Consider the following 16,132-nt stretch of genomic DNA (forward strand, 5'->3'; position numbering starts at 1 on the left):
GTAAGGTAAATTCAACAGTTTTTAGATTATGTGGGTATTAAGAGTTTAATAAGTAGTTAATCGTGCTAAATCTAAATTTTACTGTTTCAAAAGTTAGCCCCTTTGTTGGGGGGCTCTGGTTTACTTTTAAATCCGCTCACAATAGAAATTAATAAATCGTACGACTTACCTTAATGTCCATCTGTTATCTATGGAAGACACTATTATGAATGAGACTATTATGAAAAAACAAAGGTTCCCTCAGCTATTATCTGCCACAGTCATGGTGGTATTTGCTTATGTTGTCATGGCTAACAGCGCAATAGCCCATCCAGGCCATGATCATGATGCTAATGAATCTATGCTTATGCATATTCTATTTTACGGTTCAATTACCTTAGCAATTGCTGTTTGTGGTTGGTTTGTTTATCGTCAGTTTGCGAAACAAAAAAAATAAAATAACAAAGTAGTAAAGCCACTTTAAACTTAATATAAGGAAGTTATTATGTTACATGCTCTATTACATAAGATTGATAGAATTATACCTTTTAATCAAGTATCGGCTCATTGCGATATCCCATGCGGTATATATGACACGACACCAGCTCAGATTTTTGCTTTAAGCGTACTACGTTATTGTCAACAAATTGACGGCTTAAGTGATAGCCGTGAAGACATGGCAAAATTTGTGCGTTTAGTCGAGGATAAAGAAAAGCACGCAGAATCTGTTAAACATGAAATTCGTATTATCTGGGGCGATTACTTTAAAGGTAACTTATTAGATAAGTACCCGAATATTCATAAACTAGCACATGACATTATGCTGGCAGGCTCTGCCGCAAAGCAAAATACCAGTATTGAAAAAGCTGAAAAGCTAGTCGCCTTGGTCAATGAATTCGCTGAAGTTTTTTGGGATTCAAAAGGGATCGAAACGTATCGAGCGACTTGTCCTTATGAGCCAAAAGTCGAAACAGTTTATCCAAGGTTAGGCTAAGTTAAGCCAGGGTAATTTCCCCTTAAAAGGATCATCCACCTAATGAAGTTAAGTATTTTAAAAGTAACTGGTAGTAGCATGCACCCGTCCCTTGAGTCGGGTGCTTTTGTATTGGTATGGCAATCAAAACGGTTTAATAAGCCTATACACCTATTGAACAAACTGCCGTTTATAGGTCATTTTATAAGTCATTATTTAGCATTAGCAACAGCGCTTAAAGTCGGGGATATAGTGGTGGTCAATCATCCGAAATACGGACAGATTATCAAACGAGTGACAAAGCTTGATTATGCTATTGATAAATGTGCTATGAATAAATGTGGTGCGATTAAACAGCAGCAACTCATTGATTTAAAGCCAATAACTTCAGAGCTATTAAATCTACAGTCAGCTAAGTCTCGATTGGTCAGGCTAAGGTTACGCGGTGATAATCCAGCGGCAAGTGTCAGTGAGGATGATATGGGGTGGGTAGATATTAAGTATGTTATTGGTAAGGTAGTGTATGTTATTGGAATGTAAGGGTTAAATAATTTCAGGTCTGACTAAAAAAATCAAAAGAAGGTCATAAAACTTTAAACTCTAAATCAGTCAAAGCATCTCGTAACATGGCTATATTATAATAAGCATGAGCTTTGGTTGAGTTTTGAAAAAATACATATAGCTCATCAAAGTGTTGGCGTTGGTTAGCAATCGCTTGAGCCCATGCTTTCATTTCGTCATTTGAATAACGATAATCATGGCGCTCACTGGCAGACATAACATTCCACCAGTTTAAATTATTGCCATGCATACGTAGGTAGCCAGTGCGTTTTCGACTCTGATGAACTCTTGATTGATTATTGGTTTGAGTGAATAACAAACGTGAGCTAGGTAATCCACTTACTTTTGGGTAATCAACACTACACCAAATTAACCCATGTTTCTGAAAGCTGTGCTCAACCTGTGCAGTGTGCCAGCTGGCATGACGAAACTCAACCGCTAACGGATAATCACTGAACCAATCCGTTAATTTTGCTAAGTACAAACGATTGGCAACCGTTCTATCAAATCCATGCGGGAATTGAATTAGTAATGGTGCTAAGCAGTCCGCTTCAATAATTGGCTGTAGAGCACTAATAAATGCTGAGGCGTGTTCAGCCGTCGCATTGCGCGCATGACTAAAGTCCTGATGCAGTTTAATAGCAAATCTTATACGGGCCTCAGATTTTCTTAGCATACCCTCGAAAGCTTTATGCCCTATTGGCGCGTAAAAGGTGCTATTAATCTCAACCGCACCATACTGTTTGGCGTATTCAGCCAAAAAATCCGTTTTCTTTGTGCCAACAGGGTATAGTGTTCCGAGCATATCAGTATCACTGTAGCCACCTGTGCCTAGATAAACAGTAGGACAGATAGTAGTACTTAGGTCAGCTGATGGGGCAGTCAATATTGAGGTACTCATAATATAAGCTCGTTATAGGAACATGATGTTAATGACAAATGCTGTTTCATAGGCTATGGATTTAATGAGTACTGTTTAATAGAGTATGACGTTATTCAATAACAAATAAAGAGCATGCCTCAAATTACACATAGGTTGACCGGAGTGCCATTATCCATAGTATGCTTAACAAAGTTAATGCTAAAAACTGAGCTGCTGATCCAACATCTTTACCTATTTTTGCAAGTGGATGACGCTCAGTAGAAGTATGGTCAATACTGGCTTCAAGTCCTGTGTTAAACAGCTCTACAATGAGGGATAAAAAGGAGGCAAATACCAAAACCATTTTAATGCTCATGACAAATGGAATAAACACCAGTGCGATAAACAAAACTAGATTTAACCAAAAGACTTGGCGAAATGCTGCTTCATTCTTATAGGCCGCTAAAAAACCATCTATAGAAAATCTAGCAGCATTAAGAATACGATTAAAACCGGCCTTACCTTTTGAGCTACTTGCATAATTTTCAACGGCTTTAGAGCCTAAGTTTGGTCTATGTTTATCGTGCTTAGAATAGGACATTGGTGGGTTGCTCACGTTTGAGTTTATTTGATTGTCATCTTTAAGTGGAGTAATAGTAGTAATAATTGCTAAAAGATGACTCTGTAGTTGAATTATAAATGCATATTTGGGTCAAAATTATAAGTTGTTCATCTGACTGAACAAAGAGTTGTGGGAAACATCAGTGTCATTAACCGGTATTTTGTTGAATGAGTTATGTTTATATCAACTATATTATAGATTGGCTATAGTTTTCATGATTGAATTAGCATTCAATGATATAATTCACAGTTTTATTGCTTAGCATCAGAATTTATGGTGTAAATTTTCAATAAAGTATTTAATTGGCTAATAATTGTTAGAACCTGTATTTATAAGCGAAAGTTAGGGGATTTTTAGAATAATTTGAGTCAATACGAGGCACCATTAAGTTAAACCTTGGGTTGAATAGTCACTCTATTTAATCCTAATTTTAACGAAGTAGTGGTTTATTCTAGGCGAAAATAGCCAATTATAGCTTATGAGACAGGTTCTTAGTGTCTGTTGAATATTCAAACATTTAGCTATCAGTAGTCCTGATTTTTAAATACTTAATAGATCTTGGTTTAGTGATAAATATGCAATCCATAGCATGTTTGAACGAACTGTGTTGTAAGCTTTCAACTTCGTTAGTTTGGTAAACTGTACATGAATTTTGTGGTCATCGGTGTTAATCATAAAACTGCGCCCGTCGCCTTGCGGGAGCGACTAGCGTTTGCGGATGATGATATTCGTATTGCCCAAGCAGAGTTGAAGAAAATTAGCGCTGGAAGCGTGATTATATCAACGTGCAACCGTACTGAAATTTATGCGTTAGCACCAGATACCGAGATGGCGAAGCGAAAATCGAAACATACTAAATCAACGGATACCACCACTCGTGCTGTTCATTCATTTGCTGAGCAGCTGACCCAGTGGTTAGCAGATTTTAAACACCTACCTCTGACTGAAGTACAACCCTACTTATATGATTTTATTGACTCTCAGGCGTTAACGCATTGGGTGCGTGTAGCGGCTGGACTAGATTCTATGATTTTGGGTGAACCTCAGATTTTTGGGCAAATCAAAAAGTCAGTCAATCAGGCAAAAGCAGAGGGTTACCTTACCAATCATTTAAATTGGGTAGTTGAGCAGGTTTTTGCGGCGGCTAAGAGTGTGCGTAATGACACTGATGTGGGTACACAGGCAATCTCTCTTGGGTTTGCCGCTGCAAAACTAGTCACGCAAATATTTGATGATCCAACCGAGACTACACTGTTAGTTATTGCTGCGGGCGAAATGAATCGTTTGGTTACTCAGCACATTGCAGAGCTAGGGGTAAGTCGCATTTTGATATGCAATCGCACACCTGAGCGGGCACAACGGCTTGCTGCAGAGTTGAAACATCCTAATTTACAGATTGAAGTTCATTCACTATCTGAGTTATCAGAATTACTGCCTCATGCTGATATTGTCAGTAGCTGTAGTGGTAGCATGAACGTATTGATTGACAAAAAAATGACAAAACGTGCGCTTAAAATGCGCCGTTATAAGCCGATGTTAATGGTTGATTTGGCGGTACCTCGGGATATCGATTCAAGCGTTGGTAAGCTTGATGATGTTTATCTTTACTCTATTGATGATTTGCAACATGTTATTGCAGGCAACTTGGAAAAACGTCGACAGGCAGCCGTTGAAGCTGAGCTATTGGTTAGTCACTTGGTGGTTGAGATTGAGCGACGCTATCAGGTACGCAAAGTGGGGCACGATATTTATGACTATCGTATGTTGGCGGAACAAAAAGCAGCAGATGTACTTGCTAAATCATTATATCGTTTGCATACCACTGATGAGCCGGTTGAAGATGTAATGGCAGAACTAACACGTAGCTTGACACAAATGCTATCTCATCCACCTTCCACCTTAATGCGTAAAGCAGCACGTGATGGTAACCCTGAGTTACTAGAAATGGTCATTTCAGGTTTAAAAGAGGCGTACCGTAGTAAGTAGGTTATATTAGGTCGTATATAATATAGCGTATAGCGGGGCAACATAAACAAGATACTTATAAAAAAAAGCACTTATAAAAAAAGCACTTATAAAGGCGTCTGACTTTATAAGTGCTTTTTTATGTCATTTAGACTGGTAGTCCGCGCTTATTATCCTTTAACTCAATCAAACTTAATAAGCGGAGTCGTTAGATCATTGGCAGTAATAGTTTTAACACGTTGATTATTTCAACTATATTTATTTATGAACTATATTGACAAATTAGGTGTTCTTTATGACCAGTCATCAAAAGCTTGGGTTTAATAGAGCTGAAATAAAGTGCGGAATGACGTTTGGCTCTAAAGCTATCGTAGCAGCCATACCAAAAGCACCGCCCCATAAGTGAGCTAAATGATTGATATTTGAATTGCCTTTGTGATTGGCATAAACACTATAGCCAACATAAGCAATAGCAAAAACAATGGCAGGGATCGGGATAACCCCAAATATCAGAAGCGTACTCCAAGGTTTAATTAAAATAAAAGCAAAAAGTACAGCGGAGACACCTCCAGATGCTCCTAGACTTCGATAACGAGGATTGTCTTTATTCTGTAAATAACTCGGAATTATGGCGACGATAATTGCCAAAAGATACATAACAACAAAACCAAATCCGCCTAAATACTGGTTAAAAAAACTCTCCATGAATATACCAAAGGAGAACAGCGTAAACATATTAAACAGTAGATGGAAGCTGTCAGCATGAATAAACCCGTGCGATAAAAATCGGTACCATTGGCCCTTATTAACTTCTGGCGGATAAAAGATCAGTTTGTTTAACAAGGTTTTATTTTGCCATGCTAATAGACTGATAATAACGGTAATGACGACGATAATAGTTGTATGATTATTTAATAAACGTTCCAATTAACTTCCCCAGTAATGGTTTAATTTGTATTATTCATATATTTGTAACAAGGGTTAACTGACTATTAACCTAAATGTAACGGAGTAGATTTTAATTTCAGGTATTGTAATTCATAAGAATGATGAATAGATACTTAGTACTGAAAGTTTTACGTAAATTACTGACTTGTTCATAACTAGCTTGTTCATAAATCGTTTTAGATAAATTTATATGCATATTCGTTGATGTTATCCTGCTCTATGATATATGCTTACATTGACTTAATTATCAACTAGCAAGTTTATTATTATGTTAACGATTTATTAATGAGATAGTTGCAATTTATTACTGCTTTATCAGTAAGAACTGGTAAATGTACAACGGTATAATTTATCGTCATCATATATTTTTAACCAATTTAGGAGAATTTTTTATGGATATTATTGGTCATTTAACACGAACCGTTACCCCTGCTGTTTTAGGTAATAATCGAGATCCAAAAAGCGAAAGTTTGCTTGAACAGTTTTACGCTATATTCGCAGCAAAATTAGCAGATGATGATTCATATAGTCATATTTCGACCCAAGAAGTATCTAATGACGACCTTGGACTATTTGATCGTGTTTGGACCGATGAGGTTCATAAAAACAGTATTACCCATGAACTTGCAGCGGCTAATAATGTTGAAGAGTCGTCAGTTAAAGGCTTAATTGCAACAGCAGCACCTTTGGTTTTTAACGAGCTAAAAACCTTAGCTGGTGCGACAACAGTACCACAGTTTTTAAGAAATAATCTATCTACATACCGTGACCTTATACCAGCTTGGGCAGCAGCAATCCTGCCCGCGAGTTATCTGGCAGGTCATCTTGACGAAGTACCCCCTGTTACAGGCGTTGATTCTACAGCTGCTCATGTTCAGACTGGTGAACGTATTTCTAACACTACAAGTACGGCACCCCTTCATCGTGAAGAAAAGAAAGAAGGTGGATTTTTAAAAGCGCTATTACCGATTATTGGTTTAATCATTTTAGGCGCACTGGCTTGGGCACTGTTAAAGGGATGTCAAGAAAATCCTCAACCTGTAGCAGCACCAGTCGATACGGTTGAACAGTCAGCTGAAGAGGAAGTTGCTGGCGAAACTTTATTAGAGCCAGCAGTTCTAACCCTTGCTACAGGGGAAGGTAGTGATCTGTATGCTTGTCGTATTAACGCAGGTAACGATGGTTTAGCGACTTCAGTTACGGATGCCGTTAAAAATGTGTTTGCTGATGAAGCAGACAAATGTCGTGCTGATATCAATGATGACTATGCTACTGATATGCCAGCTGCTGCTCATTTAGATAAAATCCTGCCTCTAGTTAAAAACACCCCTAACGCAAATGTCGTTATTAAAGGTAATGAAATCAGAGTAGATGCCCCAGATGCAACACAGCTAGATAAGCTTGTTTCAGATTTACAAGCCGCTGCGCCAGATATGAACGTGGTAGCAGAAGGCCCACTTAACTTAGACAATGAAATTCAATCTAGTATTGATGCGGCTACTGCTGCTATGGATAGACTAGGCGATAATCCAGATCCTAGAGATGTTGCTCGCGCTCTAAGCTTACAGGTAATCAACTTTGAAGTAGATAAAGCGATTATTCCTGATGTTAATAAAGCGGTTTTAGACCGTGCAGTTGATGTTATGAAGCAAGTACCTGAAATGGAATTGATGATTTTGGGTCATACTGATAGCCAAGCATCTGACGCCTATAACAATGAGTTATCACAGCGCCGTGCTCAAGCAGTGAAAGATTACCTTGTAGCAAAAGGGGCTGATGAGTCTAAATTAATGACCAAAGGTATGGGCGAGGCAGACCCAATTGCAACCAATGAAACTGAGCAAGGTCGTTTCCGTAATCGTCGTATCGAATTTAAAGTATATGATGAAACTATGGAGGCAGATAATGCCATTTTAGTCGCTGAAGACTCTAATATTAAAGCTGATCCAGACATGAAGCCTCTTGATGCGAATAATAATGATGTTATGCCTGATCCAGACATGAATCCATTAGATGCTGATAATGACGATATTATGCCGGATCAAGATGATCCTTCTAAAACTCAATAATCTGTTAGGATTTAATAGTCAATAAATCATTGCTGTTATTAAATCACTGATCCTATTTAATTATTGCTCTTAAAGGTCATTGATTTAAAACTAACTGATCAATCATAAGATTAATTTTAAACCGCCTAACATTTGTTAGGCGGTTTTTTTGTGATAGTGATCCAACGATCAGCTTGTTATTATTGAAATGACTTGAAGAAGAGATCTAAAAGTGATTTAGATGAGTCTTAATCTTGATAATAAGTTTATAACAGTTACCTTGCAACCAGTTACTTGGTAAACACTGATAACACAATCTAGCCCAGTTAGTAAAGCGCTCGTATTTAGCAATGAGCCCCTTTAGACAACTTTGACTATATGGTGTGAGACTAACTTAATATGTAGTAACAACAATTTTCATAATTTCGATAACTCAAGTTTACGCTTAAGTACGATAGTGAGTAGGATCTTTTAGTGTGTCATAGTTGCTATTGTCGTTAAAAAAAGCCTTAGTCACGTTTACTTTTGCTTTTTCCCAATATTCAAACTGTAAGCAGGTGCTCTCTAAGTTACCTAACCACTTTGGTATACGACTACGCATGGTACCAAGGCGGGTTTGATTGGGTTTGGGTAGGTCTTTTGCAGTTTGAATTGCGAGTAGCGCAGATTCTCTGTCATTACATACTAAAGCCATATCACATCCCGCAGTAAGCGCTGCGAAAACCCTATCACCTACATTGCCTGCAACTTGCGCAGCCTTCATGGATAAATCATCTGAGAATAACACCCCATCGAAGCCAAGTCGCTTACGAGCGATATCTTGTAGCCATATTTTTGAAAATCCCGCTGGTTTATTGTCTACTTTGTTAAAAATAACATGAGCAGGCATTAACGCATCTAACCAAGGCATACATTGAATAAAGGGCTGTAAGTCGACCGTTTCGATTTGTTCAAAACTCCGCTCATCGATAGCATCCGCTACATGAGAATCTGCAGCAGTAGCGCCATGGCCAGGGAAATGTTTTCCTGTCGTTGCCATACCTGCCGCTTTCATGCCCCGCATAAACTGCATAGATAAAGCCACTACGCCTTCAGTACATTGATGAAAACTACGATCGCCAATTACCTGACTAATATTATCTATATCCAACACTGGTGCAAAGCTAATATCGATACCAACAGCCATAACTTCTGCCGCCATTAAATAACCACAGTCGTATGCTAAACTTAACGCCCTACAAGGATCCTCATTAAATAGGCTACCTAATTTACCCATTGCAGGAAGCGGGGTAAACCCTTGACGAAGTCTGGCAACTCGCCCCCCTTCTTGATCGACACCTATTATAATATGGCTGTCAATTTGGCGAATGTTATCGCACAATGCACGTATTTGTTCGGGCGTCTCAACATTTCGAGAAAACAAAATAATGCCGCCAACTTCAGGGTTTTTTAATATAGATATATCATCACTGCTTAAACAAGTGCTTGCCACATCAATCATTATTGAGCCGAACATACTTATTACCTTTTGTATTTTAATCGATTAGCATCCGCTATTTTGGAATAATGCTAATAGCTGATTTTAGTTAGTAAACCCGCTATCTTGAGTTTAATAAATTTATAGTTTTACGTTTTTCTGAGTCAAATTTATCAACTATTTAAATCTATTGAGTTATTATTACAATAAAAGTTGCTAAGACCAAATGATATAGTATTTTGTAAGAATGCTAATACAGTTTAAGACAGTCAATCCTCAAGTATTATGATAATATTTGAGCATAATTGAGTGTTTATATAAAAATAAGAGAGCTTTTCATGAATTTTAAACCATCACAATTGGTATTAAGTGTAGCTGCAATTGGTGTGGCAGGTATTGTCTTTTCTCAAAGTTACTCTATTGCTGCTGCTGCCGACTATGCTGAGTTTGTGGCTACCCCTGAGCAAAAACAAACCACTCGTCAAGTTGCTGCGCTGCTTGATAGAGGGCATTACTCTAATATCAGACTCGATGAAGAGATGGGCCGCAAGATCTTAAATATGTATTTTGATCGGTTAGATCCGAATCATACTCTGTTTTTACAATCTGATATTGATGAGATGACCAGACGTTATGGTGCTTCATTTGCTAGGTTATTAAAGCAAGGTGATCTGAGTGCTGCCCAGCAGATATTTAATCGCTATCGTCAACGCTCAAAGGAGTTTTATCAGTTTGCTGATGCTTTTTTGAAAAAAGACATTAATTTAAATCGTAAAGATTTTATCGTGGTAGATAGAGAAGAGGCGCCTAGATTTAAAACGAAGGATGAGCAGCGTAGTTACTGGGAGCGTCAACTGGCATTTCAGGTCATTAACCTGACCTTAGGTCAAGAAGAGGACAAAGCCCGTGATGAGCTTTATTTAAAAAACCCAGAGTTAACTCGCGGTAATGATTTAGTGCTGGGAGAAGATAGAACACCAAGTGAGATACTTTTAAATCGCTTAAACCGTCAGAAAGAGCAGATGGAGCGAATTAAAAGTGATGAAATCATGGAGTCTATATTAAATACGGCTACTTTAACCTATGACCCTCATAGTAATTATTATGCGCCTGTACAATCAGTGGAGATGAAAGTACAGTCTAGCTTGCAGCTTGAAGGCATTGGTGTATCTATCCGACCATATCGTAAAAATCCTGATTATACTCAGATTGTTACTTTAGTCGATGGCGGTCCAGCAGCGAAATCCGGTCAGATCCAGCCAAATGATCTTATTATCGGTGTGTCAAAAGATGGCGAAACTATGCAAGACGTCGTAGGTTGGTCAACGCGGGAGGTGGTTGCTCTTATTCGTGGTAAACGTGGGACCGATGTGACAGTTAAGGTAAAGCAGCCTAACAGCCCTGAATCTGCTGCTCGCAATGTGGTCATTACTCGTGATGTGATAGAGCAGGAAGACTCTGGCGTAGATCATCGTATTATTACAGTGAAGCCTGATGGCAATGATACAGAAAAACGCATTGGGGTACTTGAGATTCCAAGCTTTTATTTAAACTATCAAGCACGTCGGAATGGTCAGAATTATCGTAGTGTCAGCATTGATACTCAAAATGCACTTCAGGTTCTAAACAAACAACATATTGATGGTTTGGTAGTCGACTTACGGAATAACCCAGGTGGCTCGCTTGATGAAGTTGCCAAAATGCTGGGACTGTTCATTAAAGAAGGACCACTGGTTCAGATCCGTGATAATCGTGGTAATGTTCAGGTTTATCAAGATGAAGATGGTGGGAAACAATTATACACAGGCAATATGGTGGTTATTACCAACTTAGCTTCGGCATCCGCTTCTGAGATTTTTGCTGCGGCTATTCAAGATTATGGTCGTGGTTTAGTGGTAGGTAGCAGTACAACGGGTAAGGGCACCGCACAAATTCAGCTTGATAATTTAGCCCTTGGTTCTGCAACGTTGACACAGCGTAAATTTTATCGTATTACAGGAGGTAGTACTCAAAACAAAGGGGTTATACCTGATGTAAAACTGGTAAATATTTATGAGGGAGCAGAGTTTAGTGAAAGTGATCAAAAAAATGCAATGGCATGGGATACTATAAAAACAGCGCCTTATAAGCCTGAAGGTAAGTTTACAAGCGAGACTTTAGCGACGTTAAATGATCAGTCATCTATACGTCAGACTACAAATCCTCAGTTTGTCTATTTAAATAGACTTAACCAAATACGTAACATGGAAGATGATAAGAAACCTATTCAACTAAATATTGATAATCGACGAGCGTATCAAAAAGAAATCGAGAATAAAACCCTGCAAGCTGAAAACGCACGTCGTATTGCTACAGGCGAAAAACCATACCCCAATTGGATAGCTTATCAGGCAGCAGTGGAAGCACGTTTTGAAGAAAGAAGCCGTTTAAAAGATAGTGAACGTCCTCAACTTCCAGAAAATGAAGCTTATGTTGTTGAAGCTGCTAAAATTATGTTAGCCGCTGATAAGTTAAACTCAAAAAATAATAAATAATTTCAATGTTAAATTCAGTTGAGGTTATATAAATAATGGTAATGGCAATAGCATCTTGTTGTGTAAGCATATGCTTACACAACAAGACGCTATTGCCACTACTAACACTGCAGATAATTTGAGACTATAGCTCTACGGCATCAAGGATGATGACTCAAGGATTGAGCGCTCAGTAACGTGAGTACCGTATTATGGATAACTACTATTTGAACATTTATGTTAACTTACTGTTAACATGAGCGTTTGAAATAGCGGTCATGAGTACCAGATCTAGTATGATTAGGTACGATGATAATTAGCAAGGATGTTAGTTTTAAGTTTTAATAACCTAGAACTGGTTTTAAGCAAGCCGAGCAGGATGCTCATTTATCATTTAATAATCTAGGATGGAATATTAAATGATAAGTAATTAGGATGATTAAAACAAAAGCCGTATGATTTAGATCATACGGCTTTGTTGTGTTTAGATAAACTGTGGGAGAGGTAACAAATTCATTTATTACCCCGTGCAATGCAGAACTGAATCGGTATACTTATAGCAATTATAACTAAGCACGTATATAACTGATAGAAGTGCAATACAATGATTAGCGATTTAATAAGTATATTAAATATTAAAGACTACTCAATATTGATTAAAATTAGCCCTAAGGTTTAATCATATTTAAGATAACCATTAGTATACCTTCGGGATATCTATAAAATATAAACTTTAATTAGACCAATAAACAGTTATCGGTCGTGTTTAGCACGCCATTCACGCACTTCTTGTTCAACTTTATCTTTCGCTAAACCATAGCGTTCCTGAACTTTCCCGACCAATTTATCGAAACTACCTTCGATATGAGATAAGTCATCTTCTGTCAGTTCAGCCCATTGCTGTTTAACGCTACCTTTAAGCTGGTTCCAGTCGCCTTTAATGGTTTCTTTGTTCATAGTAATTCTCTTCTTATGATCAGTAGAATTTGTTGGTATCAATATAAACATTAATATTGACATTGCAAAATCAAAGTAAGATAGCCTTCAAAAGATAAGGCGTGAGCCTTAGTCAAACCATTGAAAAGAAGTCCAGAGAATACCGATAAATGAGACCATTGCAACAGGATAAGACAATAGGCATTTGAAATAATAGTAAATAAGTTTAAGGGTAAAAAAGCACTATTTGCATAAGTCATTTAGTTGCATAGGTCATTTAAAAACCTGTTTCCACAATCTACAATTGGCTATCTTAGAATAAAATAAACCATTACTTCGTTAAAATTAGGATTAAATTCACGATTAAATAGAGTGACGATTCAACCCGAGCTTTTAACTGAATGATGCCTCGTATGGACTCATTTCATTCTAAAAACTTCCTTATTTTAGCTGATGAATATATCAAATATTAAAGATAGCTTTAGAATATTATCAGGCTACCTTTAATTTTAATGATCTAAGTTTTAACGACCTAAGTTTTAATGCTCGGAATTTCCTGACTTAGCTATTACGTCCGACACTTACCTGTAAGGCTGATGGGAGATCTAAAACGCTTAGTTCACTTTCCGCTATGTGCTCGGGGCGAGCAACGACCAATGCTTCATATCCTGAGTCATCATGATTGGCAACGGCATTAACTACTTGTATTTTATCTAAGGTGTTACCTGCGTTAGGTGTTTTCCCTTCTCCTTGGACTCGATGTAAAAAAGCTTTGGGGGCTGCCTTAAAGTAAATACGGGCAATCACTTCTTGTCCAAGGTAACAACCTTTGTCGTAATGCACGCCCCCACGTTGATGTAGACGCAGCTCTTGTGGCTGAAAAATGCCTTGTGTGGCCTTGGTAATCCAATAGTTGCCTGTCGCTATGCTTTGACTCATCCAAGCCGATATATTTGATTCAGCTTCATTGGGCGTGAAAGTAGCTACTTCCTCTTTTACATAGGGGTAAATGTTCTCCGGCTCAGAAGTGGTAAATTTTGAAAATGCCCCAAATTTTTTTAGATGGCTTTGCAGGTCGGACAAACAGTCCTCACTGATCACGACCATAAACTGTGTATCATCAAGTTTCTTTACCCAGACGCCAAACTCTATCCGCCCTTTTAAATTAGCAATTGCTGTGGCTTGATATCTTGAGTTAAGTTTATTGATATTTGCAGTAAGTTGCGACTGTAAAAAAGTGGCAGCATCTTTACCTTGTAAAGTTATTTGTTTAAAAGTTGGTATGTTCATAGTTAGATATCCTAGTTTATTGTTTATTATTATTATGGTTATTAGCGTCGATTGTCAGTCCATATTGTACATAAAGATATTTGTTTGAGTAAAATACATATTTTCTAAATAAACTCTACCTAAAAATGAAAAAGGTATTGAGCGCAGTTAAGCAAAGTATTACTAATTAATATACAATACAAGCCAAAATTAACTCAACACTATTAGCGAGGATAAGATGAGCTTACCTAATTGCCCAAGCTGTGATTCAGATTTAACCTATGAAGATGGGGCATTATATGTTTGCCCAATGTGTGCACATGAATGGACAACTTCTGAAGCAGAAGAAGCTGAAGATGCAGCGCCAATTATCCGTGATGCCGTTGGTAATGTACTGCAAGATGGCGATGCGGTAACCGTTATTAAAGATTTAAAGGTAAAAGGCTCATCCACCCCTCTTAAAGTAGGTACTAAAGCTAAAAGCATTCGCCTACTATATGATGCGCCTGATGATCACGATATAGATTGCAAGATTGATGGTTTTGGTCAAATGAAGTTGAAGTCATCAGTCGTTAAAAAGGCTTAGAGCCTTTATTCAAAAGCTAAACTCAGAGAGTTTTAAGAATAAAATGAATCAATACAAGGCACTATTAAGTTAAAAGTTGGGGTTGAGTAGTCACTCTATTTAATCCTAATTTTAACGAAGTAGGGGTTTGCTTTAGGCGATAATAGCCAATTATAGGTCGTGAATACAGGTGCGAAGATCCAAGACAGTTAGTATTTATTGATTACTATTAATGCATAACTACTAACTAAATGAAACTATAAAAAACTACCATAGGTTAGCAATATCAGTCAATTATAGCGATACGGGAATTAAGTTTAGTAGCGTTCTAGCTTACGTTTACTCTTAAGGCTTAGGTAAGGCTAAGGCGAGATTTATAGCAGGTAATCATGAATCGACGGTTATATCCTTATAGAAATTATTAGATTCATAGAACCATCAATGCTAGTAGATTGGTTGTCATTCAAGTATCAGCATCAATTTAGTAGAGTGTACATAGCCTAGCAGCGTAGGGTATTTGCCCGTAAAATACACCTAGCCCAACCCCAGTGGGTCCATAATTGGTCAGCCCAATAGTTGAAGCGGGTACAACAGCAATGCTATTTATGCCTGTTTTTTTCTTAAGTAGATTGACGAATTGGTCATCTAAGCTTTTTTGGCCACTACTTATTACATAGGCAAATGAGTCAACTCTTTGTACAATATCGCCTAATTCGTGAATAATATACTCTAGCGCTCTATTCAAATTGCGGGCTTTACTGACCGGAATGACTTGACCCTCTTGGGTGGCTTGTAAAATAGGCTTAATTCCTAATAAATTGTTAAAAAAATCTCCAGATACATAGGGTTGATAGTTTGTTGAATTTCGATTGAAACTTGCTAAATCTTCAACCGCAAATAACATCTGGTAGCTAGCACGCAGCTCATCCAAACGGTCTACAATCCCAGGCATACTATGGCCTTGATTCATTAAAGACTCTGCTTCTAACGCAAAGAGTGATTCGCAGCTGCCTAAGTCTTTGCAGTCATAGACCGTTATCGCCATGCTATCTTGAAAGCTTTGAGATACTTTTTTTATAAGGTTATAGCTATTACACATTGCTGAGGATAGGGTTGTAACAAAAACCTCTTTAACATTAGCACTCTGTAATTTGGTCAAAATTTCAGCAACTTCAATAGCGGGTGCGGATGCTATATATATAGGCGACTTACTTACTTCTTGCATCATATACTGCAAGGATTGAGTATTAATATTTTTGCCATCCACAAATTCCACATTATTGATATATATTCTTAGTTGAATGGTTTGAATATCATTCCGAATATTAAGATTATCAAGTCCAGTGGAAGAGGTGCTTAAAACGATGCGACTCATATAAGGGGTTCCGCTGCTTAGTAATAAGTATGTTAATCA

At 37.7% G+C, this 16,132-nt stretch carries 14 protein-coding genes; 7 read left to right on the forward strand and 7 right to left on the reverse strand.

Annotated features, from left to right (window positions below; all coding sequences use genetic code 11):
• Nucleotides 1-220: 220 nt before the first annotated feature.
• From AC2SLL_RS10125 to AC2SLL_RS10135, 3 genes are read left to right on the forward strand one after another with little or no spacing between them, the layout of a single operon-like run.
• Nucleotides 221-436 carry a hypothetical protein gene (locus AC2SLL_RS10125; RefSeq protein ID WP_486531571.1) on the forward strand — a complete coding sequence of 72 codons (216 nt, stop codon included), beginning with the start codon at nt 221-223 and terminating at the stop codon, nt 434-436.
• A 48-nt stretch (nt 437-484) separates the two neighbouring features.
• Nucleotides 485-973, forward strand: a complete 489-nt coding sequence (gene sodN / locus AC2SLL_RS10130) for a superoxide dismutase, Ni (RefSeq protein WP_486531572.1) — start codon at nt 485-487, stop codon at nt 971-973.
• Nucleotides 974-1,015: 42 nt separating this feature from the next.
• Nucleotides 1,016-1,492 (forward strand): S26 family signal peptidase, encoded by a 477-nt coding sequence (locus tag AC2SLL_RS10135; RefSeq protein ID WP_486531573.1) that lies wholly within the window; start codon nt 1,016-1,018, stop codon nt 1,490-1,492.
• A gap of 43 nt (nt 1,493-1,535) precedes the next feature.
• On the opposite strand, the gene AC2SLL_RS10140 is transcribed toward AC2SLL_RS10135, so the two are convergent.
• Together AC2SLL_RS10140 and AC2SLL_RS10145 are read right to left on the reverse strand one after the other, a co-directional pair.
• Nucleotides 1,536-2,414, reverse strand: coding sequence for a DUF72 domain-containing protein (locus AC2SLL_RS10140; RefSeq protein WP_486531574.1), 879 nt, complete (start codon nt 2,412-2,414; stop codon nt 1,536-1,538).
• Nucleotides 2,415-2,538: 124 nt separating this feature from the next.
• Complete coding sequence (locus tag AC2SLL_RS10145; RefSeq protein WP_486531575.1) at nt 2,539-2,976, reverse strand: diacylglycerol kinase; 438 nt, start codon at nt 2,974-2,976, stop codon at nt 2,539-2,541.
• A 666-nt stretch (nt 2,977-3,642) separates the two neighbouring features.
• On the opposite strand from AC2SLL_RS10145, the gene hemA reads away from it, so the two are divergent.
• Entirely contained in the window at nt 3,643-4,983 is a 1,341-nt protein-coding gene (gene hemA, locus AC2SLL_RS10150; protein ID WP_486531576.1) for a glutamyl-tRNA reductase, read from the forward strand.
• A 285-nt stretch (nt 4,984-5,268) separates the two neighbouring features.
• Here hemA and AC2SLL_RS10155 read toward each other — a convergent pair whose 3' ends face one another.
• Nucleotides 5,269-5,889 carry a rhomboid family intramembrane serine protease gene (locus AC2SLL_RS10155; RefSeq protein WP_486531577.1) on the reverse strand — a complete coding sequence of 207 codons (621 nt, stop codon included), beginning with the start codon at nt 5,887-5,889 and terminating at the stop codon, nt 5,269-5,271.
• Between the two features lie 413 nt (nt 5,890-6,302).
• Between AC2SLL_RS10155 and AC2SLL_RS10160 the strand changes: the two genes are divergently transcribed.
• Entirely contained in the window at nt 6,303-7,979 is a 1,677-nt protein-coding gene (locus tag AC2SLL_RS10160) for an OmpA family protein (protein ID WP_486531578.1), read from the forward strand.
• A gap of 424 nt (nt 7,980-8,403) precedes the next feature.
• On the opposite strand, the gene nagZ is transcribed toward AC2SLL_RS10160, so the two are convergent.
• Nucleotides 8,404-9,474 (reverse strand): beta-N-acetylhexosaminidase, encoded by a 1,071-nt coding sequence (gene nagZ / locus AC2SLL_RS10165; protein WP_486531579.1) that lies wholly within the window; start codon nt 9,472-9,474, stop codon nt 8,404-8,406.
• A 299-nt stretch (nt 9,475-9,773) separates the two neighbouring features.
• On the opposite strand from nagZ, the gene AC2SLL_RS10170 reads away from it, so the two are divergent.
• Nucleotides 9,774-11,969 carry a carboxy terminal-processing peptidase gene (locus tag AC2SLL_RS10170; protein WP_486531580.1) on the forward strand — a complete coding sequence of 732 codons (2,196 nt, stop codon included), beginning with the start codon at nt 9,774-9,776 and terminating at the stop codon, nt 11,967-11,969.
• A gap of 732 nt (nt 11,970-12,701) precedes the next feature.
• On the opposite strand, the gene AC2SLL_RS10175 is transcribed toward AC2SLL_RS10170, so the two are convergent.
• Both AC2SLL_RS10175 and ygfZ read right to left on the reverse strand, forming a co-directional pair.
• The gene (locus AC2SLL_RS10175; RefSeq protein ID WP_486531581.1) at nt 12,702-12,905 is read right to left on the reverse strand and encodes a CsbD family protein; all 204 of its coding nucleotides are present in this window, start codon (nt 12,903-12,905) and stop codon (nt 12,702-12,704) included.
• A gap of 540 nt (nt 12,906-13,445) precedes the next feature.
• On the reverse strand, nt 13,446-14,174 hold the full coding sequence (gene ygfZ, locus AC2SLL_RS10180) for a CAF17-like 4Fe-4S cluster assembly/insertion protein YgfZ (protein WP_486531582.1): 729 nt from the start codon (nt 14,172-14,174) through the stop codon (nt 13,446-13,448).
• A 217-nt stretch (nt 14,175-14,391) separates the two neighbouring features.
• Between ygfZ and AC2SLL_RS10185 the strand changes: the two genes are divergently transcribed.
• Nucleotides 14,392-14,739 (forward strand): zinc ribbon domain-containing protein YjdM, encoded by a 348-nt coding sequence (locus AC2SLL_RS10185; protein WP_486531583.1) that lies wholly within the window; start codon nt 14,392-14,394, stop codon nt 14,737-14,739.
• 460 nt (nt 14,740-15,199) lie between these two features.
• Here AC2SLL_RS10185 and AC2SLL_RS10190 read toward each other — a convergent pair whose 3' ends face one another.
• The gene (locus tag AC2SLL_RS10190) at nt 15,200-16,093 is read right to left on the reverse strand and encodes a DegV family protein (RefSeq protein ID WP_486531584.1); all 894 of its coding nucleotides are present in this window, start codon (nt 16,091-16,093) and stop codon (nt 15,200-15,202) included.
• Between the last annotated feature and the right edge of the window lie 39 nt (nt 16,094-16,132).

Source organism: Psychrobacter sp. CX97 (assembly GCF_057396285.1).

What these genes read in the sequence shown, in the direction of transcription:
- AC2SLL_RS10145 (WP_486531575.1), bottom strand. Translation starts at nt 2,976, where the DNA reads ATGTCCTATTCTAAGCACGATAAACATAGACCAAACTTAGGCTCTAAA.
- hemA (WP_486531576.1), top strand. Translation starts at nt 3,643, where the DNA reads ATGAATTTTGTGGTCATCGGTGTTAATCATAAAACTGCGCCCGTCGCC.
- AC2SLL_RS10175 (WP_486531581.1), bottom strand. Translation starts at nt 12,905, where the DNA reads ATGAACAAAGAAACCATTAAAGGCGACTGGAACCAGCTTAAAGGTAGC.
- AC2SLL_RS10190 (WP_486531584.1), bottom strand. Translation starts at nt 16,093, where the DNA reads ATGAGTCGCATCGTTTTAAGCACCTCTTCCACTGGACTTGATAATCTT.
- AC2SLL_RS10135 (WP_486531573.1), top strand. Translation starts at nt 1,016, where the DNA reads ATGAAGTTAAGTATTTTAAAAGTAACTGGTAGTAGCATGCACCCGTCC.
- sodN (WP_486531572.1), top strand. Translation starts at nt 485, where the DNA reads ATGTTACATGCTCTATTACATAAGATTGATAGAATTATACCTTTTAAT.
- ygfZ (WP_486531582.1), bottom strand. Translation starts at nt 14,174, where the DNA reads ATGAACATACCAACTTTTAAACAAATAACTTTACAAGGTAAAGATGCT.
- AC2SLL_RS10160 (WP_486531578.1), top strand. Translation starts at nt 6,303, where the DNA reads ATGGATATTATTGGTCATTTAACACGAACCGTTACCCCTGCTGTTTTA.
- nagZ (WP_486531579.1), bottom strand. Translation starts at nt 9,474, where the DNA reads ATGTTCGGCTCAATAATGATTGATGTGGCAAGCACTTGTTTAAGCAGT.
- AC2SLL_RS10125 (WP_486531571.1), top strand. Translation starts at nt 221, where the DNA reads ATGAAAAAACAAAGGTTCCCTCAGCTATTATCTGCCACAGTCATGGTG.
- AC2SLL_RS10140 (WP_486531574.1), bottom strand. Translation starts at nt 2,414, where the DNA reads ATGAGTACCTCAATATTGACTGCCCCATCAGCTGACCTAAGTACTACT.
- AC2SLL_RS10185 (WP_486531583.1), top strand. Translation starts at nt 14,392, where the DNA reads ATGAGCTTACCTAATTGCCCAAGCTGTGATTCAGATTTAACCTATGAA.
- AC2SLL_RS10170 (WP_486531580.1), top strand. Translation starts at nt 9,774, where the DNA reads ATGAATTTTAAACCATCACAATTGGTATTAAGTGTAGCTGCAATTGGT.